This is a genomic window from Fructobacillus evanidus, assembly GCF_963580165.1.
GTDB classification, from domain to species: domain Bacteria; phylum Bacillota; class Bacilli; order Lactobacillales; family Lactobacillaceae; genus Fructobacillus; species Fructobacillus evanidus.
Genome location: NZ_CAUZLM010000006.1, coordinates 60,431 through 85,798, shown reverse-complemented (window position 1 = coordinate 85,798; position 25,368 = coordinate 60,431). Strand labels below are relative to the sequence as shown.

The window sequence follows — 25,368 nt, the reverse complement described above, 5'->3', positions numbered from 1 at the left end:
GAAATGCTGATTTAAAAGGCCTATTATATAGTTTATATTGACTCTGTTTTAAAAAGTTCATGAGAAGGATAAAAAACCATGACGACCCCCACCACACAAGCTGCCATTGAAGACACCATCCACCCCGAACGTCTCCATCACCACATGGCGATTCGCTGGGAAAAAGTGATTGAAAATGATCAGGTGCCCGCACGTCAGGCATCCCTGCGAGTGCGGGCTTCAATTGTTGGCCGAGTCGGTCTCTTGCTCCTTTCCTGCGGAACCGGTGCCTGGCGGGTTCGCGATGCTATGAACACCGTGGCCAGAGCGCTCAAAATGACCTGCTCCGCCGACATCGGCTTTACCTCCCTCACATTAACCTGCTTCGATGGGGTTGAATCGTTTACCGAAAGCCTCTCACTCGCCAGTTCGGGCGTCAATACCGACAAGCTGACCGAACTTCAAGACTTCGTCCAACGCTTTGCCAGTGACTATGCCGACCAAAAGCCGGCCCTTATCCACCAACGACTTGATGAAATTAAAAAAGAACCAGGTAACTACCAGCCCTATCAATCTGGTTTGGCCGCGGGCCTAGCCTGTGCTGGCTTTATCTTTTTGCTCGGTGGCGGGTTGATTGAAATGATTTGTTGCTTTGTTGGTGCTGGACTAGGACAGTTTACCCGTAAGCTCCTGGGAAAACGTCACTGGACCTCTGTCGCCACCACAACACTGGGCGTGGCCATCGCCTGCCTAGCTTATTTCCTATCCTTGCGATTTTTGGGGCTCTTTTTAACCAATACCTCAGCCCATGAAGCCGGCTATATTGGCGCCATGCTTTTTGTCATCCCCGGCTTCCCCTACATCACCAGTATCCTCGATATCACGAAAAACGATATGCGGTCTGGGTTGGAACGTTTAACCTTTGCCCTGACAACCATTATCACGGCAACCTTTATTGGTTGGCTCCTAGCCCTCGGCTTTGGCTTCAAACCACAAAATTTCTTGCCACAGGGACTGTCCCTCTATCCACTGATTGCATTGCGCTTAATGGCCTCCTTTGCTGGTGTTTATGGCTTCTCGATGATGTTTAATTCCAAGCAAAAGATGGCCATCACTGCCGGCCTGATTGGCGCTGTTGCCAACACCACTCGGTTAGAGTTAGTGGAACTCGTCCACTGTCCACCAGCAGCGGCTGCCTTTATTGGGGCCTTGCTAGCCGGTCTATTGGCCTCCGTGGTAAACCAGAAATTACGATACCCCCGGATTACCCTCACCGTACCATCCATCGTGATTATGGTCCCAGGGCTTTACATCTACCGTGGCGTGTATAACCTCGGACTCAACAACGTTGGGACAGGCGCCGAATGGCTGACCAAGGCCCTTCTAATCATGCTCTTTCTGCCTTTCGGCCTTTTCGTGGCCCGGTTTATCCTGGATAAGAGATGGCGGATGGTTGATTAACATTTTTACTATCGTTATTAAAGAGCACAAAGGACTGACACCGATAAAATATCGGTGCCAGTCCTTTTACTTTGTTTGAATGTTTAGTGCAGTACCGCCTTATAAACCATACTTAGAAAATGTCTGACCAATTCCTACTACACGGCCATTTTTGTAACCCTGATACCCTTGCTCGATTTCATCATACAAAGATTGGATAATTTTATCCCGACGATTATATTTTTCGTCCACAAAATCAGCAGGTACCTTACCTTGAGCAACTATCTTTTCCAAAACTGAATTTAAAATGGTGGCCATATCAAGGTGTTCGGCAGCTGCAATCTTTTGAGCCTTGGCGAGTAGCTTATCATTTGTATGAAAACTAAATTGCTGATTTTTTATTAACATCATCATTCCCTTTCTTGTGGATATTCAGATACATGGGCATATCTATTATGCAATGTTTTTTAGCTAATCATGTGATTCACGGCAGGTATTTGACCCGTGATTTTCATTACTAAACAAATTGTATTTCTAAAAAATTAAAGCCCTTGATCCTGATACTATCAGGGCCAAGGGCTCTTTATACGATTATTTTTTACGATGATCTTGATGCGAACGTTGGGCAATTAAATTGATTGTCGCTATGATAGCCAAAATAATAGCAAAAATCATTCTTGCAAATTCATATTTATTAGTAAAGGCACTAATAACAGCATTTGTGAAAATACCCAATGAAATCACTAATAAAATAAAATGATGATATTGACGAAATTTTTCTAGCACAGCTTCTCCTTACTTAAACACTCATAAAATACTTTCTACCATTTTAAAATAAAAAACTGTAACTATCTATACGAATAGCAACAGTTTGATACAAGCAAGTATTTTTATCCATCAGTCAAAAATAGTTACTTTTTGATGGTAAATGTCTTTTGTCCTAATTCCTGGCCAACATCTGCACCAACAAAGTGAACCGTAACCGGGCTATCGTTTACCAGCTCAAAGTTAATTACAACTTCTGTCGACTTACCAGGTAAAAGCTGCTTATGGAAATTCTGTGCTTCCTGGAAAGCAGCACTATTCTCTGGCAACTTGTTATCGACATTCGTAAGATCTACTTCTTGATTATCTGACTTTTGTTTTGCCCAAATAGCGTCTGGATAAATCTCAACAGAATCAATATTTTTCTGTGAAACATTGGACATCTTAGCATGAATCACAAGAATTTTACTTTTATCTGTAGCAGTAACAACCTCTGATTTTCCAAAATCAAACCTCAAATTACCCGCTTTAAAAGTTGAATCGTTTAACCACCAACCGTTTGAGGAGTCTGTATTGGTGTACCCATCAAACTTTGAGTCATCACTAGACGAACTTTTACTGGACGACTTTGCTTCAGAACGAGAATCGGCCGTGTCCTTATTTTTACTAGATGTTGTACTCATGACAATAGTAAAAGTGGCAACCGCCACAATAGCAAAACCTAATATGGACACGAACCTCTTTTTATTTTGAAACATTTACATCTCCTCTCGACTTTTAACTGGTCTACTTCTAAAAAAATCATTATAAACATTCTACCTTAATTTAGAATATTTCGCCACCGTCCACCTTTTTGACGCCTTTTTTATTAATTTTAAAATTTAACCAATCAAAAACCCGCCCCTCTCAACGCTGAGAAGGACGGGTTTTCTTACCGAAAGATATCTTATTTAAAGAGCATTGTCGCAATGGTATTCACGACAGGCACAATCACCACAAAGAGAATGGTTGATGTGGTGACGACGTTCGTGGCGTACTTCACGTCGCCATTGGCTTCATTGGCCAAGATTGGCAAAACAGCCAAAGCCGGCGTAGCAGCTTGCACTGCCAAGGTCTGAGCTTCAAGGTGTGGTAAGTGACCCAAGAAGCCGCCGGCAAAGACCAAGAGTGTCAACATAACGGCCGGTGCAAAGATAAAGCGCCCAACTAAGGCAACGACCGTGTCCTTGTCAAAGTGAATGCTTTTTAAGCCGGCATCCGCCAGGACAATTCCGATGTAAATCAAGGACAATGGTGTGACCAAGTTACCAACGTAAGTCAGTGTTGACGTTGCAAAATCAGGAACTGGAATGGCCAAAAGTAAGAAGACCAAGGCCACCAAGAACCCAACTAAGGGAGCGGGCAAAAGCTTCTTCCAATTGAAGGCCTTTTGTCCCTTATCCGGGCTATCATTGGCAATAATCAAAGCACCAATGGCCCAGGTTGAAATCGTGTTCATGACATAATAAACCAGGAAATAAGACAACGCCTGATTTCCAAAGAGCGCCACATTTAAGGGCAAACCAATAAAGATAGTATTAGCATTAACGACAACGTTAATAAACGTCCCTTTGCGGCCAGGACGGACCTTGAAAACATAAGCCAAAATGTAGGCAACTAGATAGCTGATGGCAAATGAGAGGAAGGCGTAAACCAATCCTCCAGACAAGGACACTAATTTATCACGTGTCAAAAACTTTAAGACCGACACAAAAATCGATGCCGGTAAGGCGATATTGGTAATCAGGCGGGAAATATTCCCAGAAAAACTATCAGCAAACCAGCCCCGCTGGCGCAAAATAAAACCAAGGGCAATCATCAAGATGATTGTCACAACACTTTCAATCGAATTCAAAAATGCCATAAAAACTCCCTTCTACGGGTGGTGCCTGATTATCACAGCCCCATCCACTTCCAAGCGCCGCTTAGAGCGCTGATTTTCCATGAACTTCACTATTCTAAAAAGATTATACGCAAAAAAGGACTTAACGTCCTTTTCTGTGTGTTGTTGCTTTGCTTTGTTTTTTTTGTAAGTTAAATCTTAGTACTTAGGTTCCCACTTCAAGTCTTCGATGGCCTTCTTCACGTCGGTGATCTCTTCCTTCGTGATCTTCTGGTCAACGGCTGACTGAGCAGTGGCAATAGCAACTGTCTCTGAGAAGACAGTCAACTTTGAAACTGGTGGCAAAACGGCTGCCCCCGGCTTTGATGCATCAACGATACCACCCAATGAGTGAGCAGCGGCTGAAATCATTTCATCATTCAAAACCTTTGCAGTTGAAGCGATTGTTCCGAGACCAAGTCCTGGGTAAACCAAGGCGTTGTTAGCCTGACCGATTTCGTAAGTAACACCCTTGTATTCGATTGGGTCAACTGGAATACCAGTAGCAATCAAGGCCTTACCATCAGTCCATTCAAGCAAGTCTTCTGCCTTTGCTTCGGCCAACTTCGTTGGGTTTGACAATGGGAAGATGACTGGGCGCTCAGTGTGAGCAGCCATTTCTTGCACGATTTCCTTCGTAAAGGCACCTGGTTGAGTTGAAGTTCCAACCATGATTGTTGGGTGAATTGCCTTCACAACGGCTGCCAAGTTTGTCAAATCAGCAGCGTTTGCGAATTCTGAACGTGAGCGAGCAAATGGCTTTTGTTCAGGAGTCAAATCATCCATGTCATCGAAGAGCAAACCTTGCTTGTCTACCATGTAGATGTGCTTGCGAGCTTCTTCTTCAGACAAACCTTCTTGCAACATTTCTTCAAACATCCGGTTGGCGATACCTGCACCGGCTGAACCTGCACCGAATGTCAAGTAAGTCTGGTCAGACAACTTTTCACCAGTGATGGTCATGGCACCCAAAGCGGCTGCCAAAGTGATGATTCCAGTTCCCTGGATGTCATCGTTAAATGTTGTAATCTTGTCCTTATACTTGTCCAAGATAACAGCGGCGTTTGAACGGCCAAAGTCTTCCCAGTGCAAGTACAAGTTAGGGAACAAGTTTTCAGCAGCTTCAACGAAGCTATCAACAAATTCCGTATACTTTTCGCCGCGAACACGTTCATGACGGTTACCCAAGTACATGTCGTTGTCCAACAATGATTGGTTGTTTGTTCCGTTATCCAAGACAACAGGCAAAACGTTTTCAGGGTTAACACCGGCAGCAGCCGTATAAACCATCAACTTACCAACGGCAATATCAACACCGTTCGTTCCCCAATCACCGATACCCAAGATTCCTTCGGCATCCGTGACAACGATCAACTTGATATCACGACCATTGGCACCGGCCTTCAAGGCTGATTCCATCACGTCTGGTTCGTCGATTGACAAGTAAACCGCGTTTTGTGGGTCAACAAACAATTCTGAGTAGTTTTCAATCGTGTCAGCAATCACTGGATCATAAACGATTGGCATAAACTCAACCACGTGTTGTCCGAACAAGTAGTAGAACAATGTGTGGTTTGTGTTGAAGATTTCCATCAAGAACAAGCGCTTTTCCAAATCAGAAGGCTTTGATTGGTACTGTGCGTATGCTTGTTCTGATTGTTCTTCCAAAGTTTGCACGCGGGGAGGCAAAAGACCGGCAACGCCGAGTTCCTTACGTTCTTCCATCGTGAACCCTGTTCCCTTGTTTAAGAAGGGATTATTTAAAATCTCAATTGGTGTCATGAGATAGGCTCCTTTTTTTCTTTGTTTTCTAACTCGAAACAAAGTTCGAATTACTTAACGCTGTTATTCTACAACCCATAAAAATTTATAGTCAAACAGGTGGTATATCCACACTTTTCCCTATAGTTAACCAAGAGGGGTTGACAGATTTTGCTATAATGGAAATAGGCTTGGATGTTAAGAACTGAATTTGGAGAAAACCTTGCGCATAACTGATTTACAATACTATTTAGCCCTCGCAACTTACCGAAACTTTTCTCAGGTTTCTGAGAAATTCGGAATTTCGCAACCAACAGTGTCACTTGCGATGCAGCGGTTGGAAAAAGAGCTTGGCGCCAAGCTCATTTTGCGACAGGCAGCGCATAAAAACGTGACTTTGACCCATGCCGGCGAAGTCTTGCGACAACATGCGACCTTGATTGTGGAACAGTATCAGGTTGCTCAAACGGAGATCAAGCGCGACAGTGAGGAATCACTTTTGATTGGTTTGCCACCCATTATTCAAGTCGCTTACTTTCCAGCCATTGCAACGGTCTTATCTGACGATTCACTCGCCCATTTGAAAACGGTTGAAGTTGGGGCCCAAGAGGCCATCGACCAATTAAAAAATGGTGAGCTCGACGCTTCCTTTGTCGGCTATCTCGATGACATCGATCAAAGCGAATTTAATTTAATCGCCTTTGACGAGCAGCCCTTTGCTATTTTGGCTGCCGACGACTACCCCTTGGTTCAAAAAGGGTCCGTGTCATTTGAAGACATCAAAGACGAAAGATTCATCTTACTGAAAGGTAACTTCGTTCATACCCAGGCTTTCGACCAGTTGGCCCGAGCCGCCCATTTTCATGCCAACGTTTTGTTTAATTCCTCGGAACCCTACGGAATTCTAAGCCTGATTCGACAAAATCGTGGGATTGGCTTTATGGTCCACCACCCAGCGTTAACTTTCCCGGGTGTGACCGCATTGCCAATCACAGATGACGACCAGCCCATGTTTAAGGTCGGCTTTGCTTACCGGAAAGACATTGTCTTAACGGATGCGCAACAGCGGATTTTTGATGAGCTCTTGGCCGCCACCAAAATTGGACGGCCGGATCACAGAACACCCCCACTGGAGGAATGATGATGCAAAAGAAGAAAACAACCATCGTGGTCACAATCTTAGTACTGATTTTGGCCGTCGTTGGTGGATTAGTTGCTTTTCAAAGCAACAGTCAAAAAGATGACAAAAAATCTGATAAATTAACTATTGTCGCTTCAACCAATGTCTACGCCGAATTGGCCAAGACGGTTGCCGGCAACCATGCTGATGTTTCAGCCATTATTACCAAGCAGTCCATTTCACCAGAAGATTATGAACCAACCAATGCAGTTGCCAAAAAGGTTGCCAAGGCGGACATCGCCTTTGGGAACGGTTTGGGCTACGATGCTTGGTTGCAGAAATTAGCCAAGACATCGAAGTCAACCCAAGTGCTCTATGTTGGTAACGATATTTTGAACAAAAAGTCTGGTTCAAACCCTCACTTGTGGAATGATCCAGAAAACATGATTAAGGCCGCCCAAGGATTAGCTGACACGCTCAGCAAGAAAGATCCAAAGCACAAGGCCGATTACGAAGCCAACGCACAGGCCTACGCTACAAAGCTGAAGCCAGTAACCGACAAGATTGCCGAATTGAAATCAGAAGTCGCCGGTAAGGAAGTCATGGAAACCGAACCAGTTTACGAATACATGTTAGACGCCTTGGGCGCCAACGTGGTCGGAACTGATTTCGCCGAAGCCATTGAAGAAGGAAACGACCCTTCACCAGCCGTCTTGACTGACATTCAAAACAAGATCAAGAACCATGAACTCGCCTTTTTGGTTTACAACACGCAAACCACGGGTGGCACAGTTGATAAGATCGTCAAGTTGGCCAAGGACAACAATATCCCAATCGTCAAGGTGACGGAAACTTCACCTGAAAAGACTTCTTACGTTGACTGGAAGCTCAGTGAATTGAAGCAAGTCCAAGAGATTGTTGCCAAGTAAAAATCAGCAAATAAAAAGAGCGAAGGACGAAATCCTTCACTCTGATGAACACCGAACGAGTCTGTTCGGTGTTTTTTTATTTGCCAGCAAGTAACTACTGGTTACTTTCAGCTTTCAGCGACCAAAGCACTCATGCTAGGGCGCCCTGTTTATCACTGGTATGCTGTTCAGAACCAACCATTTTTGAGTTACTTTTTAACCGGCTTGTCCTTGACAGCGGCAAGACCTTCGTCAATCGCCTGTGTATAAATGATGTTACCGCTTTGGCGACCAACGAAGTGAACGCCATCAGTCCCGTTAAAGACTTCAGGGTGTTCACCGGCTACCTTTTGCCAGTCCGTCAATGAAATGAAATCATAGTGCGGTGCGGTTGCTCGTTCGAAATCAGCAAACTTGGATGAATTCCAAGTTGGATTTGCCCGACGATCATACGGCGTCATCAAAATTAAGTGATGGCCTGGCTCAAGGTCATTAATCAAGCGCATCAACTGCTGCTCACTGCCATTGTGGGCATTTGTTCCGATACAGAGAACCACATTTTTCCGCAATACGTGGTTTTTTTGCGCGGCAATAATCGTTGTATAGGCCAAATCCATTGACCGGTTCGCCTGGGCGTCAACTGTACTATCGGGAATGTGACTCAACAGGTAATCACGGGCACCGGCAGTAACACTATCACCAATAATTGAGACACCAGCAGGAATTTTATCAACCGGTGTGTAGCCGTTAACGCTGACAATATGAGCGTCGACCATGACATCCTTATAGGTGCTCATCTGATCCTTTGACTGCTCTAGGCCGCCTAGCCACAACCGATTTTCCAGCTGTGTCAAATTAGGTGCCTTCTTGACGGTATAACCTGTCACCGCCACCAGCAAAATCGTTACCAGAACCAAGAGACCCTTCAACGCCTTACTATGTAGCAGGCGGTCGTCCATCTTCGTCTCTTTACCGGCAATTGCTGGTTCAATGACGTAGTAAGACAAAGCGGAACATGGCAAGCCGACTGCAATCGTCAGCGCGACGGCTAAGTTGGTATTGGTCACTTGAGAAAAGATAACAAAGAGTGGCCAATGGTAGAGGTACATGCTATAACTCGTCGCAGCAATAAAGGTTGCCCACTTTGGTTCGTCAATATTTGGCGTGTGGTCATGGAGCATCCGGGCGAGAACAATGGCCAAGCTGGCCAAAATACTAGCGAGCAGAATGCCACCCGTATAGGTAGCCCGGCTATCAAAGTCCATCTTAAAGCCAAGGGCAAAGATACCAGCAAATGAAAGGGCCATTAAGGCAACAATCAACCAACGATTGGTATGGCGAATCAAGCCCTCGAACGGCCGAGAAATACTCTTAATCCCAGTCAGAGTGGCCACCGCCGCACCCAAGAAGAATGGGAAGAGGTGAGTCAAGCTATCAAAATAGACGGGCGAATAGTCCGTTAAACCACGGCTTTTCACCGCCATCAAAGTTGCACTCGCCACCAAGAAGACCATCGATAACAAGAAAATCGCAATTTTAAAATTCGCTACCCGCGTTGCCCCGTCTTCATTTTGCTTTTTACCAATGATTTTAGCAATCAAAAAGGCAATCAAACCCCAAACAAGGTAAAAATGCATTTCAACAGCCAATGACCACGTGTGGATAAACAGGTGTGGAATAAATTTCGTTTCGTAGCTACCACCACTTAAAATCTCAAAGTAGTTCGTCACAAAACCAAGCGCAGCAGTAATTTGCTTTCCCAAGCCCGTAATGTAGTCCGGGCTAACTAAATACGTCAGTGGCACCACAACCAAAATCGAAATGACCAACGGTGGCACAATCCGATAGAAGCGGCGGCGATAAAAGGCCAGTAGACAGAAACGATTACTCCGAGCAAATTCGTCAATCATTAAGGCGGTAATCAAAAAACCAGAGAAGGTAAAGAAGACATCCACCCCGATGAAACCACCCGGATAGGAGTTACGGTAAAAATGATAGGTCAGAACAGATATCAAACCAACAATTCGAATGAAGCTAAACCATTTAATGCGCATTGACCAGTTGTCCCTTCTTAAAAGTTTCTCGGTATGTCTGCCCATCAATGGTTAACTTACCTGGGCCCTCGGGAGCGCCATCTTTAAAGCCACCCTGATAAACCCAACTTTTATTGGAAGTAAATTTCCCTTGACCGTTAAATTGACCGTCCTGGAATCCACCCTGGTACTTTGTTTGATCTGCAAAAGTTAACGTTCCCTCGCCGCTAAACTTGTGGTCTTCCATTCGACCGTTATAAGTCATCTTTTTCTGATCGACCTGATAATCATGAACGTGCTCAATGTTTGGCATCAAGCTATAAACAGCCGATGCAACTAACAGTACGCTCACGATTCCCTCCAAAAAGTATCGTACTTTCATCTCTCCCTCTCAACCTTCATTGCTTATTGTCGTTTTTGTAACGAAATAAAAATCTAAATTTAATCACGAGATTAATTATAGTGTTTCAACCAGTAAAAAGCCACTAAAATCAATATTTCATCTTAGAAATCAGCATTGCAAATTTGTTGAATATATTGCTTTTTCTCCCTAATTGGCCAATTTCTTCACCGTTTTTTTCTGTTCAAACTCACCTTTTTCATCAAAATGTTTCATCCATAACAAAAAGAGTTTAGAACATTCCTATTCTAAACTCTTTTTGAGAAAATTGCTGATTTTTGTGCCCAACTTCTTAGATGACCTCGTATCAGCCAGTTAAATTTTTCGCCTTAGATGCTCAGCATTGATTAACTCATTTTTTCGGGGGCTTGAATGCTGAGCACCAATAGTCCAAATTTTTAATGCGCATTCACGATATCTTGTCCACGGCTGATTTCCTTGAGGACATTTTCGACAGCCGTGCCACCAAGTGATGTCCGACGGTTAACGGCCGCCTTGGAGGTCAACTCTTCGTAAACATCTTCTTCAATATGGCTATCGGCTGCCTGAAGGTCAGCCAAAGACATCTCATTGAGTGTTTGCCCCGTTTGGATGCCCTTCAACACCAATTCGCCAACAACAGCATGGGCCTGACGGAATGGCACCCCCTTCGTGGCCAAGTAGTCAGCCAATTCGGTGGCGTTGGAAAAGTCGTCCTTCGTGGCAGCTTCCATCCGGTCAGCGTGAACTGTCATCGTTGATAACATCCCCGTAAAGACCTTCACGGAGGCCAAGATGGTATCCATCACCTCGAAGGTGGCCGCCTTATCTTCCTGCATATCCTTATTGTAGGCCAGTGGCAAGCCCTTCATGACCGTCAACAAGCCCATCAAGCTCCCAAAGACGTGCCCGGTTTTGCCCCGAACAAGTTCGGCAAAGTCGGCATTCTTCTTTTGGGGCATAATCGATGATCCGGTTGAGAAGTTGTCCGAAAGTTCAATGTAATTGAACTCGTAGGTCCCCCACAAAATCAGTTCTTCCGCCATCCGGGACAAATGCACCATCAAAATCGAGGCATTCGAGAGGAATTCGAGGGCGAAATCCCGGTCCGAAACGGCATCCAAACTATTGTGGTAGATGGCGTCAAACCCCAACTCGTCAGCGACTAGTTGGCGGTCAATTGGGAAGGTCGTGCCCGCCAGGGCAGCAGCACCCAATGGAAGCATGTTCGTATGTTTTTCGTTAAATTCGAACCGTTCAAAGTCACGTTGGAACATTTCGAAGTAGGCCAGCAGGTAGTGACCATAGCTAATTGGCTGGGCGTGTTGCATGTGCGTATAGCCCGGCATAATCACATCCGCGTGCTTCTCGGCTAGGTCAAGGAGGGTCTGCTGCAATTCAGTGATGGCTTCCTTAACCGCCGGTAAGCGGTGCTTCACCCACAAGTGAAAGTCAGTCGCCACCTGGTCATTCCGTGACCGACCGGTATGCAGCTTGCCCGCGACCGGACCAATCTTTTTCGTCAACAAGGACTCGATATTCAAGTGGATATCCTCATTGGCAACGGAAAATTCCACCTTGCCAGCAGCCAAATCAGCCTGAATATCGTGCAAACCGGCACTGATTTGTTTAGCCTCATCAATTGAAATAATGCCTTGCTGGCCTAACATTTTCACGTGGGCCAATGAGCCTTCCAGGTCTTCTTCTGCCAACCGGTAATCAAAGCCGATTGAGGCGCCAAATTCATCGACCCATTCTGCTGCTTTGCCGGTAAACCGGCCACCCCATAATTTATCGGACATTTGATTTTCTCCTATTTCTTTTGTTCTGAATGGACGTGGTTCACTTGCTCAAAGACCATGCTTGGCAATGACCACAACTTAATAAATCCACCAGCAGCGACTTGATCAAAGCTGTCGGCTGCCGTATAGGTGGCTAAGTTCTTGTTATACAGTGAGTTTTCCTCAGACTTCCGCGCAACGGCAACGGCTTGACCCTTGTACAACTTCATCTTGACTGTCCCGTTCACAACCTGTTGTGTCTGGTTCATGAAGGCCTGCAAGGCATCAAAGAGTGGCGTAATCCACAAAGCATTGTAAATCAGGTCCGTCACCTTCTGTTCCAACAAAGGCTTGTAATGCGCAACGTCACGCTCCAACGTCAAGTCTTCCAAGTCCTTGTGGGCAGCCATAATCACGGCTGCGGCTGGCGCTTCATAAACTTCACGAGACTTAATGCCAACCAAACGGTTTTCAATCTTGTCAATCCGACCAATTCCATTGGCACCGGCAATCTGATTTAACTTGACAATTAACTGAGCCAAGGTCATCTTTTCGCCATCAAGAGCAACTGGCAAACCTTCTTCAAAGGTCAAGTCCAAGAATGTTGCTTCTTCCGGTGCGTCTTCTGGCGCAACCGTCATACCCCAAGCATCATCGGGTGCGATGTTCCAAGGATCTTCGAGGATACCGGCTTCGTTAGCACGGCCCCACAAGTTGGCATCAATTGAGTATGGTGATTGCTTACCAATTGGCACTGGGACGTTGTGGTCCTTGGCGTAGTCGATTTCTTCTTCACGTGACCAGTGGAAGTCACGGATTGGGGCTTCGATGGCCAAATCAGGATCCAAGGCGTGGATGGCAGCTTCGAAACGGACCTGATCATTTCCCTTACCAGTTGAACCGTGGGCAATCGCGTCTGCTCCGTTTTCATGAGCAATCTCAACTAATTTCTTAATAATCAATGGCCGTGAAAGGGCTGAAACCAAAGGATAGGCGCCTTCATACAAGGCGTTGGCCTTGATAACTGGTGCGACGTATTCGTTGGCGAATTCTTCCTTACCATCAACAACGATTGATTGAGCTGCACCAACTTGGAGACCCTTCTTTTGGATTTCATCCAAATCCTTACCGCCTTGGCCAACATCCAAGACAACGGCGATAACTTCATAACCCTTATCAATCAACCATGGAATGGCCACAGAAGTATCTAATCCACCTGAATATGCCAATACAATTTTCTTTGTCATGTTGTTTCTCCTCTATTTTTCAATCAAATTCACTTGTTTATTGGGATAACTGCGCAAATTTCGCAACGTTTTCTTCTATATAACAGCCACACGCATTCTATGCGCTGATATTTCGTCGCTGTCATTGACAACTTCTACTTAGTCCACCAAAACCTTACTAATAAAGTCCTGGGTCTTTGGATTTTGTGGATGGTCAAACAGTGCATCCGGTGTATTCTTTTCCTGAATCACACCATCGGCCATAAACCAGATTTCATCGGCGACCTGCTTAGCGAAGTGCATTTCGTGGGTCACGACCACCATGGTCATATTACCGTCGGCCAATGACTTCATGACTTTTAGAACTTCACCGACATTTTCGGGATCCAAAGCTGAAGTTGGTTCATCAAAGAACAAAACCTTAGGCTGCATTGCCAAAGCACGAGCGATGGCCACACGTTGCTTCTGCCCACCAGACAAGCTGTTTGGGAAGGCATCAGCCTTATCAGCCAAACCAACACTGGTTAGGTATTTCATGGCCACAGCAGTCGCTTCTTCGTCGGACATGCCCTTCACTCGCATTGGTGCTAATTTCAAATTAGCCAAAACCGACATATTAGGGAAGAGGTTAAAGCTTTGGAAAACCATGCCGATTTGTTCACCCAACTTGGCCAATTCCTGGTCAGTTTGTTGAGCTAAATCAACACCGTTGAAATCAACAACACCGCTGGTTGGACGTTCCAGCTGGTTAATGCAGCGGAGCAAAGTACTCTTACCAGAACCGGAAGGGCCGATGATGCAGACCACCTGGCCGGCATCAATGTCGCCGTTAATGTCTTTGAGAACTTCATTGCCACCGAAGTCTTTTTTGAGATGTTTTACAGAAATTAATGGATTAGTCATGGTTCATCTTCCCTTCTAAGTAGTTCAAGCCCCGTGTCAAGATAAAGGTCATCAAGAAGTAAATCACCATGACAACCACGATTGGTGCGATACCACGATAAGTGTCAGCACGGACGATGTTCAATTCGTAGACCAAATCAGTCACACCGATAATCGAAACAATGGAACTTTCCTTGATAACTGAGATAAATTCGTTACCCAACGCTGGCCAAATGTTCTTAAAGGCCTGTGGCAAAATCACAAAGCGCATCGTGTCTTTTTGGTTCAAGCCAAGACTCTTGGCAGCTTCCTTTTGTCCCTTATCCAATGAGGTAATACCACCACGGATAATTTCAGCAACATAAGCACCTGAGTTCAAGGAAACGGCGATGATACCAGCCGTCAAGGCTGGGATGTTAATCAAAGCGCCAAGACCAAAGTAAACTAAGAGAATTTGAACCATCATTGGTGTTCCCCGGACAATTTCGATGTAAGAAATTGCTGGCCAACTCAAGATCTTAAACTTTGACATCTTCATCAAGGCCAAGATAATTCCTAAGATAATTCCAAAGGCAACTGAAACGAAAGCAATTAAGGTGGTGTTTAAGAAACCACTGTAGAAGTAGTGCCAGTAGCGAAGCATTGACGTGTCCACCGTATTTTCGGACATGTTCTTACCGGCGTTCTTCAAGTAAGTCTTAATCCAGCCATGATCTTCAATCTTATCGATTGACTTGTTGACTGCTGCTACCAATTCGGGGTTGCCCTTAGCAAAGGCAATTGCTGCACCGGTTTGGTTGATGTCCAACTTGTAGCCAGAATCAATCATCTTCAAATCTTTGTCGTTCGCAACATAAGCCTGGGCCACCGGCTTTTCAACTCCAACGGCTGCAACCTTGTTCGTCTTCAAGGCGAAAATCAGGTTCGGCGTCTTGTCCATTCCAACAACCGTAGCGCCTGAAATCTTTTGTTGTGCCAAGTCGTATTGCAAGGTTCCGGTTTGGGCACCAATCTTAGTTCCCTGCAAATCACTAGCAGTCTTATACTTTGAAGCGTTTGTCTTGCTAATCAAGAAGCTTTGACCACCGTTGTAGTAAATCTTTGAAAAATCAACGCTTTGACGACGTTCGTCGGTTGGGTTGATTCCTCCAATGGCCATGTCAACTTTGCCAGTTTGAACGGCAACCAAGACGGAACTAAAGTCCATGTTCTTGATTTCTAATTTCACGCCCAGGTCCTTGGCAATCTGCTTAACGATGTCAACGTCCATTCCAACATCAGTTGAAGTGCCGTTTTTATTCATCTGAAATTCGTATGGTGGGTAATCCGGCGAAATCGCTACCTTCATCACACCCGCTTTTTTAATCTTTTGCAAGCCATCATCAGCGTGGGCCACTTGGGTCATGCCTAATCCGGCGACGACCAAAACAGTGATCGTGATGAATGCTTGTTGCAACCACTTTGTTATCTTCTTCATCTTCTCGTCCTCTTCCCTTTTTCCTAACCAATAAAAAAACGCCCTTTAGTCTTTCGACTAAAGGACGTTCTGCACGCGGTACCACCTTACTTATACCCAAATAGGGTATCTCTCATTATTCGATCTAAATTTCAAATCGTCAGCTCTGTAATGGGAGCGCCCAGTATGGTTTTCATCGCATACAACTATTAGGTGACGTTCATCTTCTTTTGTACGTGTTTCACACCGACCAACACTTCACTGAGCTACAAAATGAGGATTACTACTTCCTAATTAACGTTTTATTATTAGTTTTTAATAATTATAGCACTGACACCTAATCTTGCAAGGGGTTTTGCAAATTTTTTTCGTTTTATTCGGTATTTTTGCGTAAAAAGGGTGATTTTAAGGGAAATGATCATACAAAATAATCGAACATTTTAATTTAAATGGGCTTTATTAGAATCTATTACCTAAAAAATTTCTTTTTTTCCGACCATTTATCGCTGCCGATTGTCTTTTCCCTGATTTTTTAGCAAAGTAAAAACCCCAGAATGTGTGGAGTTCAAATTCTGAGGTTCATACCACCATGACGTTAGCCACGATTATTGTTTGCATCCTTGCCAAACATTACGAAACAAGTTCGCTTTGATAAGGATTACTTCCCGTCACGCTTGCGCTTTGCAGCTGCAAACAATCCGAGGAATGAAGCAGCAAGTCCAAGAATAAGTCCACTGTTGTTAGCAGCAGTCTTTTCTTCACCAGTTGCCGGCAAGACACTTGACTTCGTTGCAGGAGTAACATTATCTGTCGTGGTTGCACCTGATTGGGCTGAAGCGCCCGTTCCCTGTGCTTCCTTTTCCTTCAAAAGTTGATCATAAGCAAGGTCATAAGCCAAAACATAAACAGGGTTTTGGTTGTTAGGAGCCTTTGCCCGACCATTCGCAACGTCATCTTGTGTTTGCAAGTAAGCTTGGTTAGCTAAGTCATAACTTGCTTGGTCATCAACAGCTGTCTTAGTATTGTTTTGCTTGTCAGCAAGCAATGCCTTCACGGCTTGACCAGCAGCGTAACCCTTCAAATAGTTAGCATCGTCAGGGAATGCCTTGGCAGCACCATTAGCGCCATCATTCAAACCAGCAATTGTCCGTGCATAAGCTTGGTCATAAGCGGCCTTATCTGCGTCATTTAGATTTGCATCTTGACGACCCTTACCAGACAAAGCATCATCTTGCGCTGTGTTGTTTGTCGTTGTGTAGTGCTTCAAACCAGCGTTGTAACCAGCCATGTAGGCTGCATCATTTGCTTGAGCTGGCTTACCAGCGTTGGCATCATTGAATCCTGCCTTAGCGCGGTCATAACCGAACTGACTAGCAGCAGTTGCAGTCGTTGGTGCGCTCTTGCCTTGAGCGAAGTCAGCAGCACCAGCAGTGGCTTCAGCGTCGGCCTTAGCCTTAGCTGCGGCATAAGCTTGCTTGTAAATGGCACTCTTGTTCGTCAAATCAGTTGGTGTACCGCTTTGAGAACCGTCTTGGTAACCAGCCTTGGCACCAGCGGCGGCATCATCATAGGCCTTGTTGTAGGCATCTTGATATGCTTGTGACTTGGTTGCCAAATCACTTTCCTTTGATGCACCAGCAGCGCCATCCTTGGCACCAGCAATGGCACCATTGTAGGCATCTTGAGCTGGTTGAGGAGCATCAGCGGCTGGCTTCGTGTCAGTTCCAGCACCGGTATAACCAGTCTGGCTATCCTTGTATGCCTGGTAACCCTTCATGTAAGCTGGGTCATTCTTTTCAGCATCCGTTGGTTCCTTACCTGATTGAGCATCAGTAGCGGCACCGTTGTAACCGTTCTTAGCAGCATCATAAGCTGCAGCTGCGGCCTTGCCGGTTGGCGTTGAATCATCTGGGCGAGCTTGGCCGTTAATGAATGCTTGGGCACCATTATCGGCAGCCTTCTGAGCAGCGTTATAACCAGTCATGTAGTTTGGATCGGCCTTCTGAGCATCCGTTGGTTGAGTACCAGCGGTTACATCAGCCATTCCCTTCTGAGCTTGGTCATAAGCCTTGTTATAAGCATCTTGGTAAGCTGGTGACTTCGTTGCCAAATCACTTGGTTTTGCCTTACCAGCAACAGCATCAGCAGCACCAGAGGTTGCACCATTATAGGCATCCTTCGTTTGCTGTGAAGCGTTATCAGCTGGAGCACTCGTACCATTGTAACCGGTTTGAGCATCCTTATAGGCCTTCTCACCTGCTTGATATGCTGGGTCATCTTGGTCTGTGGCAGTCGTCTTACCAGCTGCTGCATCTTCGTAACCCTGCTTTGCCTTGTCATAGGCTGCAGCTGCGGCCTTACCAGTTGGTGTTGAATCATCTGGACGACTCTGACCGTTAAGGTATGCTTGAGAACCACTTTGAGCAGCCTTCTGTGCAGCGTTATAACCAGTCACGTAGTTTGGATCAGCCTTCTGAGCATCCGTTGGTTGAGTACCAGCGGTTGCATCAGCCATTCCCTTCTGAGCTTGGTCATAAGCCTTGTTATAAGCATCTTGGTAAGCTTGTGACTTCGTTGCCAAATCACTTGGCTTTGCCTTACCAGCAACAGCATCAGCGGCACCAGAAGTTGCACCGTTATAGGCATCCTTCGTTGGTTGTGAAGCGTTATCAGCTGGTGTAGTTGTACCGTTATAACCAGTTTGACTATCTGTATAAGCCTTTTGACCAGCTTGATATGAAGGATCATTCTTATCGGCATCAGTTGTCTTACCGGCTACGGCGTCTTCATAACCTTGCTTTGCCTTGTCATAAGCGGCAGCGGCTACCTTACCAGCTGGAGTACTATCGTCTGGACGACCAGTACCGTTAGTAAATGCGTTTGTTCCTTGCGTTGCAAGTCCCTTAGCATCATCCAATGCCTTTTGGTAAGCAGCCTTTGAAACTGGGTCCATCTTGTTGATGTCATCCGTTCCCTTAGGACTACCATTTGCATAGTCAGTGAGGGCTTCCTTGGCGGCGGCTGCGGCGGCCTTTTGAACTGGGTCGGTCACTGCACTATCGTCAGTTCCCTTTTCAGCGTCTTCATAACCTTGGTTGAAGGACTTAGCAGCTGCGGCTCCAGCCTTTTCACCGGATGTTGGGTTATCAATGGTTTGGCCATTAACAGCGGCTGTCAAGCCCTTGCTAAAGTCATCAGCACCTTGCTTGGTTGCGGCATCAGCTTGAACCGTTGGGTTAGCTGAGTAAGACTTCGTTGGATCAACATCTTGACCATGACGGTCTGTAGCATCTTTGATTGCAGCTTGACGAGCAGCGGCTGTATCGTTAATTGCTTGGTTGTAAGCGGCCTTGTAAATAGGGTCAGTTGACGTTGATGGGTCAGTCTTACCGGATGCTGCGGCATTTGCACCATCGGCGTAAGCCTTTGCGGCATTTGTATAGGCGTCAGAGTCAGTAGGTGTCGTTGATGGCGCAGTAACACCTTTTTCACCATCAGCGATAGCCTGCTGAGCTGATTTACCAGCATTGTAACCCTTCATATAGTTAGGGTCGTTCTGCTTAGTAGGATCTGGTTGAGCACCACCCTTACCAGCAGCATAACCGTCGTTATAACCATCGGTTGCTTGGTTATAAGCATTGTTATAAGCATCTTGGTAGGCCTTTGACTTGCCTGACACGTCAGCCTTTGGTTGACCTGCGATGGAATCCTTGGTACCGGCTGCGGCACCACTGTAACCATCTTGTTCGGCTTGAGATGCGCCGGAACCAGGTGTAGTTGTTGCATTGTATCCCGTCTGTGAATCCTTGTAGGCCTGGTAACCCTTCATGAAGTTAGTGTCAGCCTTTTGAGCAGGCGTTAACTGATCTTCCGGCGTGCCTGCCTTGGCAGCATCATAACCACTTTGGGCATCATCGTAGCCAGCAGCCTCAGTAGCACCAGTCTTTGTTGTCGTGTCCGGACGATTCTTACCATCCAAGAATTCCTGAGCCCCGTTTGAAGCAGCGTTTTGAATAGCACTCTTAGCCTGCAAATAAGCGGCCTTTGCAATCGGATCTAAGGCGTTAACCGCATCATCCGACATAGGGGTTCCACCACTTGAGTAGTCTGTAAAGGCTTTATTTGCGTAAGTAGCTGCTTCCTTTTGAATAGGATCAGTCACATTGCTGTCATCTGTTCCCTTTTGAGCATCTTCAACACCCTGTGCTACTGATTTTGCAGCATCAATTCCAGCTTGTTGACCGCTATTTGGGTTAGTAATGTTTGTTGCACCATTACCATTGTTAAAGCCAGTGGTAAAGTCTGAAGCGCCTTGCTTTTCAGCAGCACTTGCGTTATCAGATGGCGTCGTTCCGGCCTTGGCTTCATTAATACCCTTCGTATAATCAGCAGTAGCATTGTCAATGTACTTCTTATAAGTGTAAGCAGCCAGTGGATCACTTGCTAATGCGTTATCTGCTGGCAAAGTATCCTTTGCTCCTGGATCAGCAGCAAGTGCCTTCTTAGCAGCAGTGATAGCATCAGAAACTGATTGTTGCTTTTCTGTTGAAGGTGTTGAGCTTGGCGTCGTGTTATTGACTTCAGCATCCGCATAAGCCTTATCTGTAGTTCCAGCATTGCTACCAGATTGTTGAGCGGCGTTTGTTGGAGTAGTTGTTGAACCACTCAAAGCATTCTTGTAGCCAGTTTGTGCATCAGCATAAGCTTGCTTTGCCAAAGCTTGAACGTCTGAGTTTGCAGAATATGACTTGGTTGGGTCAATATCCTTACCATGATTATCTTCTGCATCCTGGATAGCCTGCTTTTGAGCATCAGCGGCATCCTGAATAGCCTGGTTGTAAGCCTGCTTGTAAACAGGGTCGCTTGATGTTGACTGTGTTGGCGTGGTTCCTGATTTTGCAGCGTCAGCAGCGGCCTTTGCACCATTTGCATAAGCCCCCTTGGCATCAGCATAAGCTGTTGAATCAGCAGGTGTAGCCGGTGTGGTAGTACCACTCTTTGAATCAGCAATAGCTTGCTTGGTTGCATCACCAGCATTATGACCGGCCATATAGGCTGGATCGTTTGATGTAGGTGTTGTACCAGCAACACCGTCATTGAAGCCCTTTTGAGCATTATCATATGCAGCATTAGTAATCTGTGATGCGGTATCAGTACCACTGACTTTGCCAGTACCATTCTTGAAGTTTTGAACACCAGCGTTCTCGGCATTCTTGGCATCGTTATAACCTTGGTTATAGGCTGCAGTTCCGGCATTTGAGTTCGAATATGGGCTAGTTGGCGTTGCGCTACCATTGTTTTGGTAAGCTGCCATTCCGGCCTTGTAAGCGTCACCACTAACAATCGGTGAATAACCAACTTCTTCATATTGATTTAACTGATCATCTTTTCCGCCCTTCAAACCGGTGTAAGCACCAAACTTAACATAGCGGTTAAAGGTTGTATCAGATGTCTTGTCGGCTGACAATTAGCTAGGATCTGTTGCCGTAACTTCAGCACTCTTTGGATCAGCCTGATAGTTTGCCTTGGCAGTCTTAATCGCTGCTTGAGCTGTGTCGTAACCAATTTGAGCAGCATTTAAGTTGTTCATGTGGCTACCAGTAGCCGTTGGACGTGCTGATGCCAAACCACCATTAATCAATGATTGTCCATAATCGAATCCGGCTGTTTCAGCTAAGGTATCATTTGTATCAGGATTATCAGCTGTTGGCTTGACGCTCATTGCCTGCTGATAACCAGTATAAGCGTTGTCGTAAGACGTTTTCTGCGCTGCACTTAAGCCATTATAAGTTGATCCATGGATAGTTGCTGCTTGTTCATCAGCAAAGAACTTTGCAACAGCCTGGGCATCTGCATAACCTTGAACAGTTGCAGAAGTTGAACCAGTTGGTGCAGTCGCAGTAGGGTTGGCCAAGGCATTGGCATAAGCAGCCTTATATTCACTCTGTGCCCGTTGATAGTCAGCATTATTTGGCACATTGTTTTGGTTCAACTGTGCATCATGCAAACCTGATTGGTAGGCAGCGGCGTTGTAACCCTGCGTAAAGGCAGATGGGTTCGATGAATTGCGGTAAGCATCCGTCTTAGTGTAGTCTGTATTAGCGTTAGCTGCCTGGTTGCTATAAGCCTTGTAACCATCTTGAGCACTGTTATAACCATTAGTATAATCATTGTCGGTTTGAGTAGCGTATGGTTCAGCAGCTTTGGCAGCACTATTACCGTTGACGGCATCAGTGACACCATCACTAACACCACTTTGTCCGGTTGATGCCTTTCCAGTGGTAACAACCATGTTTCCGTTGGTATCAGGTGCCACCTTACCGTTTGAACCAGCCTTGAATCCTTCAACTGTCGTGCTATAGTTACCCGTAGCTGACAAGAAGGAAGTGACAGAGTTAATGCCGTAGCGCAAGCGCATTCCAAGTGAATTAGCAGACGTTACACCAGCTGGTAACTCATAGCTGACTGGAATGATACCACCATCGTAATTACTCGTATCAATCTTAGTAGTATAAGTATATGGATCGGCTGATGAGAAACCATCTGTCAGGTTATCACCTTTAATTTGAGTCAAATCAGTATAGCTTGAACCGCCATTCCCATTCGCAACACCAACATACAATGGTTGACCATTCAAATCCTTGTAATTCGACAGCTTTGCATAACCCGTAACCGTCAAGGTACCATCAGCATTCTTTGACGTTGTCAATGGACCCACAAACTGAACGGCAGGAACGTTGGCGATATCAATTGTATTACCAGTAACTGGTCCAGAAACTGCATTGCCATTCAAATCAATACCAGAATAAGTTGAGGCTTTTGGTTGCAAGTTATACTGATAAAGGTATGTCTTTTGACCGCCTTGAACAACGGCTACAGTATAGGCAGTAATAGGTTGTTGTGAGAATTGACTAGCTCCGGCTGGCTTGGTAATAATAACGTGGTTTTCACCAACCGAGTTAATGTTCAATGGTCCATAATAAGGGGTACCCTGGTTAGAGTCTGAATTAGTAATCCCAATATTCAAACTACCCTTAGAACCGATGTTAAAGCTACCACCACCATAGTTAGTGACAAAACCATAATATGAAGTGTTGTATGCGTTCGATGGAATACCATCCATCAAAACCTGCAACAAACCACCATTAATAACCTTAATACTAGTATTAGAACCCTTCAAATCGATTGGTTCGTTATATTGACCAGATTGGCCACCTTTACCTTCATAGTTAATGGTTCCACCATCGACGGTAACTTGGGCACCACCATCGGCATAGATACCACCACCAATCATCTTGGAATTACCGTTAAATGTTGATGGAATAATGTTTAATGTTGCATCTTTTTGGATGTTCAAGGCAGAACCAGAACCCTGCAGCCAAATTCCAAAAGTTGAACCATCGGGGTCGGAAGCCGCATTACCGTCTCCACCACGTGAAACCAGTGTCATCTTTGATCCGGATTGCATCGTAAAGTTACCTTGAACAACCATGTTTGTTCCACCCTTAACAGGTGAAGTTGTTCCATAGTAATGAGCACCGGATTGCAAAACGAAGTTTTTAACTTCGAGGTTTTCCTGATTTCCACCACCTTCAATTCCAACATTTGACTGGAATGGGGAAGTATAGGTAGCCGTATTATTATTAGGCACAATAACGTTCACGTTACCGAAGAAATAGGCATCGTTGTTATACGAACTCAGCAACTGAGGACCAACGTAATTCAAGTTACCAAAGTGAACAGAGGAGCCATTTTGTCCTCGGAAGGGACCGAAATAATTAGCGCCGTAAATGGTCTGGAAGTTTTGCACATACAAATTGCTTAATGATCCACCAATGATATAACCGTTTCCGTGGGCATCCATCAAGTGGTTTTGACCGTCAATCGTGAAGGTAGCCGTATTTGAGCTAACATTCAGGTTATTTTCACCGTTAGAAGCACCTGTCAAATCAATATCATTTGCTAAACGAATGGTGTTAATGTTTGAAGCAACGCTACCGCCAGTAGAAGTATTCGTATTACCTGTCAAAACAGAAACATATTGGTAACCATTTTGAACATAGGCAATACCCTGGGCAGCTTGACTCACAACGTCGTTAAATCCTTGGTCGTAGTAAGTGTTACCAGTGGAAGATGTCTTGACAGAGCCATTTCCAAGATAGTTGTTGTTCTTGTCAAAATACTAACCCATGGCAGCACGAGCACCACGATATGCCTGATCGTAAGCATTAGTCGTATCAGAATTTGGATTTGTCGTTAAATACCAATCTTGAGTTGCTGATTTGCTTGAAGCATTGTAGACACCCTGCCACTTACCAGTTTCAGCATCTTGTTGACCGTACTGGCCCAAGACATAGTTCACAGCGTTATCAAAGGTTGTTCCCAAGTTCGTATCGTTTTGATATGAAGAGCGGGCAGCGACAATTGTGTCCGTTTTGCTTGTTGGAATGCTAATTTGATTGCTGGTTGAGTTCCCCTTAACAGAGGTGTTCGAAGCAGTATTCAAATTACCATTTAAAGTACTTTCATATTTACTTGAACTATTTGATGCATCAGTTGGATTATTCGCACCACCCTGGTTGACATCATCTGTACTTCCAGCTTGTTGTGGCGTTCCATCCGTTGTGTTAGTTGATGTATGCGTTGATCCATCATCGTTCAACTTTGAGGCAGTATTACCATAATAAGTATAATCCTGCGTTCCAGCACCCTTGCTTTGAGTAGCTGTTGCATAGGCTGCCATGGCTGCCTTAGCACCGTTATAAGCAGCAGTATAATAATCAGCTGCACGGCCAGACAATGAGGAAGCTGCACTTGCCTTACCTGCAAAGGCATCTTGCTGACCCTGTTGAGTCTGAGCTTGGTAATCTGCAGGATTTTCTACTGTTGGCGTTGTGCTGTTAGTAGATGAACCATTAGATGCGTTCGCAGCGCTAGTTGAAGCGCTTGCTGATGCACTGGCTGAAGCGCTCACCGATGTGCTAAGTGAAGCACTCAACGATGTACTAGTTGAGGCGCTTGTTGAAGCACTCGTTGATGCACTAGTCGAAGCGGCATCACCTGATGGGGTCTGGCTACCACTTTGATTATCTGTAGATGTAGTTTGCTGAACACCGTCGGCAGAAACCGAAACGTGTTGAACAGCGCCAATTCCAGCAATCAAACCAAAACTAGCCAATGAGACGACAACCCATTGGCTTTTTACCTTCCGTAATACTTTCTTATCTTCAACTTTCCGAAGATTTCTCTTATTGTATATCATAAATACTCACCTTTCCTTCAGCCATAGTTGATAGCCGAAATTAACGGACTCGACACTAGCAAGCATTAGCACTTTCTCGGTTACCGATATTTGATTGATAAAATCAAAATCAATTTTTTCTTTTGAAAAATATTGAATCATTCGATTCGCCACTTTAGAAAGGAATCTGTTTTTATTTCATCTATCAACCAATTCAGTTCTAAATTAGGTCTTTCTCCCTAAACCTAACAAGTACTTCTGTTCACAAAAAACACAATCGACATTCACAACACACTATCAATAGTATTGTGACATTATCGTAACACAATATATATAAAAATATCAAATATTTATATTCATTCTTTTTTAGGATTTTTTTGACAACATTTGAGTTATATTCATGTTTTTTATTGAACATAGACGACTGATAAGACACGTTTTTCCAGCTAATCAGCGTTTTTTAGCCTTAACAAAAC

At 45.0% G+C, this 25,368-nt stretch carries 17 protein-coding genes and 1 other annotated feature; of the genes, 3 read left to right on the top strand and 14 right to left on the bottom strand.

The genetic code is table 11. From position 1 onward, the window contains the following. Nucleotides 1–78: 78 nt before the first annotated feature. Nucleotides 79–1,440 (top strand): threonine/serine exporter family protein, encoded by a 1,362-nt coding sequence (locus tag AABI08_RS06030; protein ID WP_338344140.1) that lies wholly within the window; start codon nt 79–81, stop codon nt 1,438–1,440. 99 nt (nt 1,441–1,539) lie between these two features. On the opposite strand, the gene relB is transcribed toward AABI08_RS06030, so the two are convergent. The 5 genes from relB to AABI08_RS06005 form a co-directional block, all read right to left on the bottom strand. Further along, nucleotides 1,540–1,827 carry a type II toxin-antitoxin system RelB/ParD family antitoxin gene (gene relB / locus AABI08_RS06025; protein WP_338344514.1) on the bottom strand — a complete coding sequence of 96 codons (288 nt, stop codon included), beginning with the start codon at nt 1,825–1,827 and terminating at the stop codon, nt 1,540–1,542. A gap of 183 nt (nt 1,828–2,010) precedes the next feature. Beyond that, nucleotides 2,011–2,205: a hypothetical protein gene (locus AABI08_RS06020; RefSeq protein ID WP_338344143.1), complete on the bottom strand. Its 195-nt coding sequence runs from the start codon at nt 2,203–2,205 to the stop codon at nt 2,011–2,013. A 125-nt stretch (nt 2,206–2,330) separates the two neighbouring features. Further along, the gene (locus tag AABI08_RS06015; RefSeq protein WP_338344145.1) at nt 2,331–2,942 is read right to left on the bottom strand and encodes a DUF5067 domain-containing protein; all 612 of its coding nucleotides are present in this window, start codon (nt 2,940–2,942) and stop codon (nt 2,331–2,333) included. 188 nt (nt 2,943–3,130) lie between these two features. Beyond that, nucleotides 3,131–4,087 (bottom strand): AEC family transporter, encoded by a 957-nt coding sequence (locus tag AABI08_RS06010; protein ID WP_338344146.1) that lies wholly within the window; start codon nt 4,085–4,087, stop codon nt 3,131–3,133. A gap of 177 nt (nt 4,088–4,264) precedes the next feature. Further along, nucleotides 4,265–5,929, bottom strand: a complete 1,665-nt coding sequence (locus AABI08_RS06005; protein ID WP_338344148.1) for a malolactic enzyme — start codon at nt 5,927–5,929, stop codon at nt 4,265–4,267. A 160-nt stretch (nt 5,930–6,089) separates the two neighbouring features. On the opposite strand from AABI08_RS06005, the gene AABI08_RS06000 reads away from it, so the two are divergent. Both AABI08_RS06000 and AABI08_RS05995 read left to right on the top strand, forming a co-directional pair. Then, nucleotides 6,090–7,007, top strand: a complete 918-nt coding sequence (locus AABI08_RS06000) for a LysR family transcriptional regulator (protein ID WP_338344149.1) — start codon at nt 6,090–6,092, stop codon at nt 7,005–7,007. Nucleotides 7,008–7,009: 2 nt separating this feature from the next. Beyond that, on the top strand, nt 7,010–7,915 hold the full coding sequence (locus AABI08_RS05995) for a metal ABC transporter solute-binding protein, Zn/Mn family (RefSeq protein WP_338344151.1): 906 nt from the start codon (nt 7,010–7,012) through the stop codon (nt 7,913–7,915). Between the two features lie 188 nt (nt 7,916–8,103). Here the strand turns inward: AABI08_RS05995 and AABI08_RS05990 are convergent, their stop codons facing one another. The 9 genes from AABI08_RS05990 to AABI08_RS05950 form a co-directional block, all read right to left on the bottom strand. After that, nucleotides 8,104–9,948, bottom strand: a complete 1,845-nt coding sequence (locus AABI08_RS05990; RefSeq protein ID WP_338344513.1) for an acyltransferase family protein — start codon at nt 9,946–9,948, stop codon at nt 8,104–8,106. Beyond that, nucleotides 9,938–10,309, bottom strand: coding sequence for an MORN repeat-containing protein (locus AABI08_RS05985; RefSeq protein ID WP_338344153.1), 372 nt, complete (start codon nt 10,307–10,309; stop codon nt 9,938–9,940). Before AABI08_RS05985 ends, AABI08_RS05990 begins: the two co-directional genes overlap by 11 nt. Before the next feature lie 416 nt (nt 10,310–10,725). Beyond that, nucleotides 10,726–12,108, bottom strand: a complete 1,383-nt coding sequence (gene argH / locus AABI08_RS05980; protein WP_338344154.1) for an argininosuccinate lyase — start codon at nt 12,106–12,108, stop codon at nt 10,726–10,728. Between the two features lie 11 nt (nt 12,109–12,119). Further along, nucleotides 12,120–13,334: an argininosuccinate synthase gene (locus AABI08_RS05975; protein WP_338344156.1), complete on the bottom strand. Its 1,215-nt coding sequence runs from the start codon at nt 13,332–13,334 to the stop codon at nt 12,120–12,122. A 138-nt stretch (nt 13,335–13,472) separates the two neighbouring features. Next, on the bottom strand, nt 13,473–14,216 hold the full coding sequence (locus AABI08_RS05970) for an amino acid ABC transporter ATP-binding protein (protein ID WP_338344157.1): 744 nt from the start codon (nt 14,214–14,216) through the stop codon (nt 13,473–13,475). Further along, nucleotides 14,209–15,672 carry an ABC transporter substrate-binding protein/permease gene (locus AABI08_RS05965; RefSeq protein ID WP_338344158.1) on the bottom strand — a complete coding sequence of 488 codons (1,464 nt, stop codon included), beginning with the start codon at nt 15,670–15,672 and terminating at the stop codon, nt 14,209–14,211. The genes AABI08_RS05970 and AABI08_RS05965 overlap by 8 nt, the downstream gene beginning before the upstream one ends. Nucleotides 15,673–15,729: 57 nt before the next feature. After that, nucleotides 15,730–15,958: a binding site (T-box leader), on the bottom strand. 351 nt (nt 15,959–16,309) lie between these two features. Further along, complete coding sequence (locus AABI08_RS05960) at nt 16,310–21,118, bottom strand: hypothetical protein (protein ID WP_338344159.1); 4,809 nt, start codon at nt 21,116–21,118, stop codon at nt 16,310–16,312. After that, nucleotides 21,119–23,740: a beta strand repeat-containing protein gene (locus AABI08_RS05955; protein ID WP_338344160.1), complete on the bottom strand. Its 2,622-nt coding sequence runs from the start codon at nt 23,738–23,740 to the stop codon at nt 21,119–21,121. Between the two features lie 93 nt (nt 23,741–23,833). Next, nucleotides 23,834–24,913, bottom strand: a complete 1,080-nt coding sequence (locus AABI08_RS05950) for a hypothetical protein (RefSeq protein WP_338344161.1) — start codon at nt 24,911–24,913, stop codon at nt 23,834–23,836. Between the last annotated feature and the right edge of the window lie 455 nt (nt 24,914–25,368).

Bases quoted from the DNA above. Each gene is read 5' to 3' on its own strand.
- AABI08_RS06010 (WP_338344146.1), bottom strand. From the start codon at position 4,087: ATGGCATTTTTGAATTCGATTGAAAGTGTTGTGACAATCATCTTGATG.
- AABI08_RS05975 (WP_338344156.1), bottom strand. From the start codon at position 13,334: ATGACAAAGAAAATTGTATTGGCATATTCAGGTGGATTAGATACTTCT.
- AABI08_RS05995 (WP_338344151.1), top strand. From the start codon at position 7,010: ATGCAAAAGAAGAAAACAACCATCGTGGTCACAATCTTAGTACTGATT.
- AABI08_RS06030 (WP_338344140.1), top strand. From the start codon at position 79: ATGACGACCCCCACCACACAAGCTGCCATTGAAGACACCATCCACCCC.
- AABI08_RS05990 (WP_338344513.1), bottom strand. From the start codon at position 9,948: ATGCGCATTAAATGGTTTAGCTTCATTCGAATTGTTGGTTTGATATCT.
- AABI08_RS05950 (WP_338344161.1), bottom strand. From the start codon at position 24,913: ATGATATACAATAAGAGAAATCTTCGGAAAGTTGAAGATAAGAAAGTA.
- argH (WP_338344154.1), bottom strand. From the start codon at position 12,108: ATGTCCGATAAATTATGGGGTGGCCGGTTTACCGGCAAAGCAGCAGAA.
- AABI08_RS05970 (WP_338344157.1), bottom strand. From the start codon at position 14,216: ATGACTAATCCATTAATTTCTGTAAAACATCTCAAAAAAGACTTCGGT.
- relB (WP_338344514.1), bottom strand. From the start codon at position 1,827: ATGTTAATAAAAAATCAGCAATTTAGTTTTCATACAAATGATAAGCTA.
- AABI08_RS06015 (WP_338344145.1), bottom strand. From the start codon at position 2,942: ATGTTTCAAAATAAAAAGAGGTTCGTGTCCATATTAGGTTTTGCTATT.
- AABI08_RS05985 (WP_338344153.1), bottom strand. From the start codon at position 10,309: ATGAAAGTACGATACTTTTTGGAGGGAATCGTGAGCGTACTGTTAGTT.
- AABI08_RS05965 (WP_338344158.1), bottom strand. From the start codon at position 15,672: ATGAAGAAGATAACAAAGTGGTTGCAACAAGCATTCATCACGATCACT.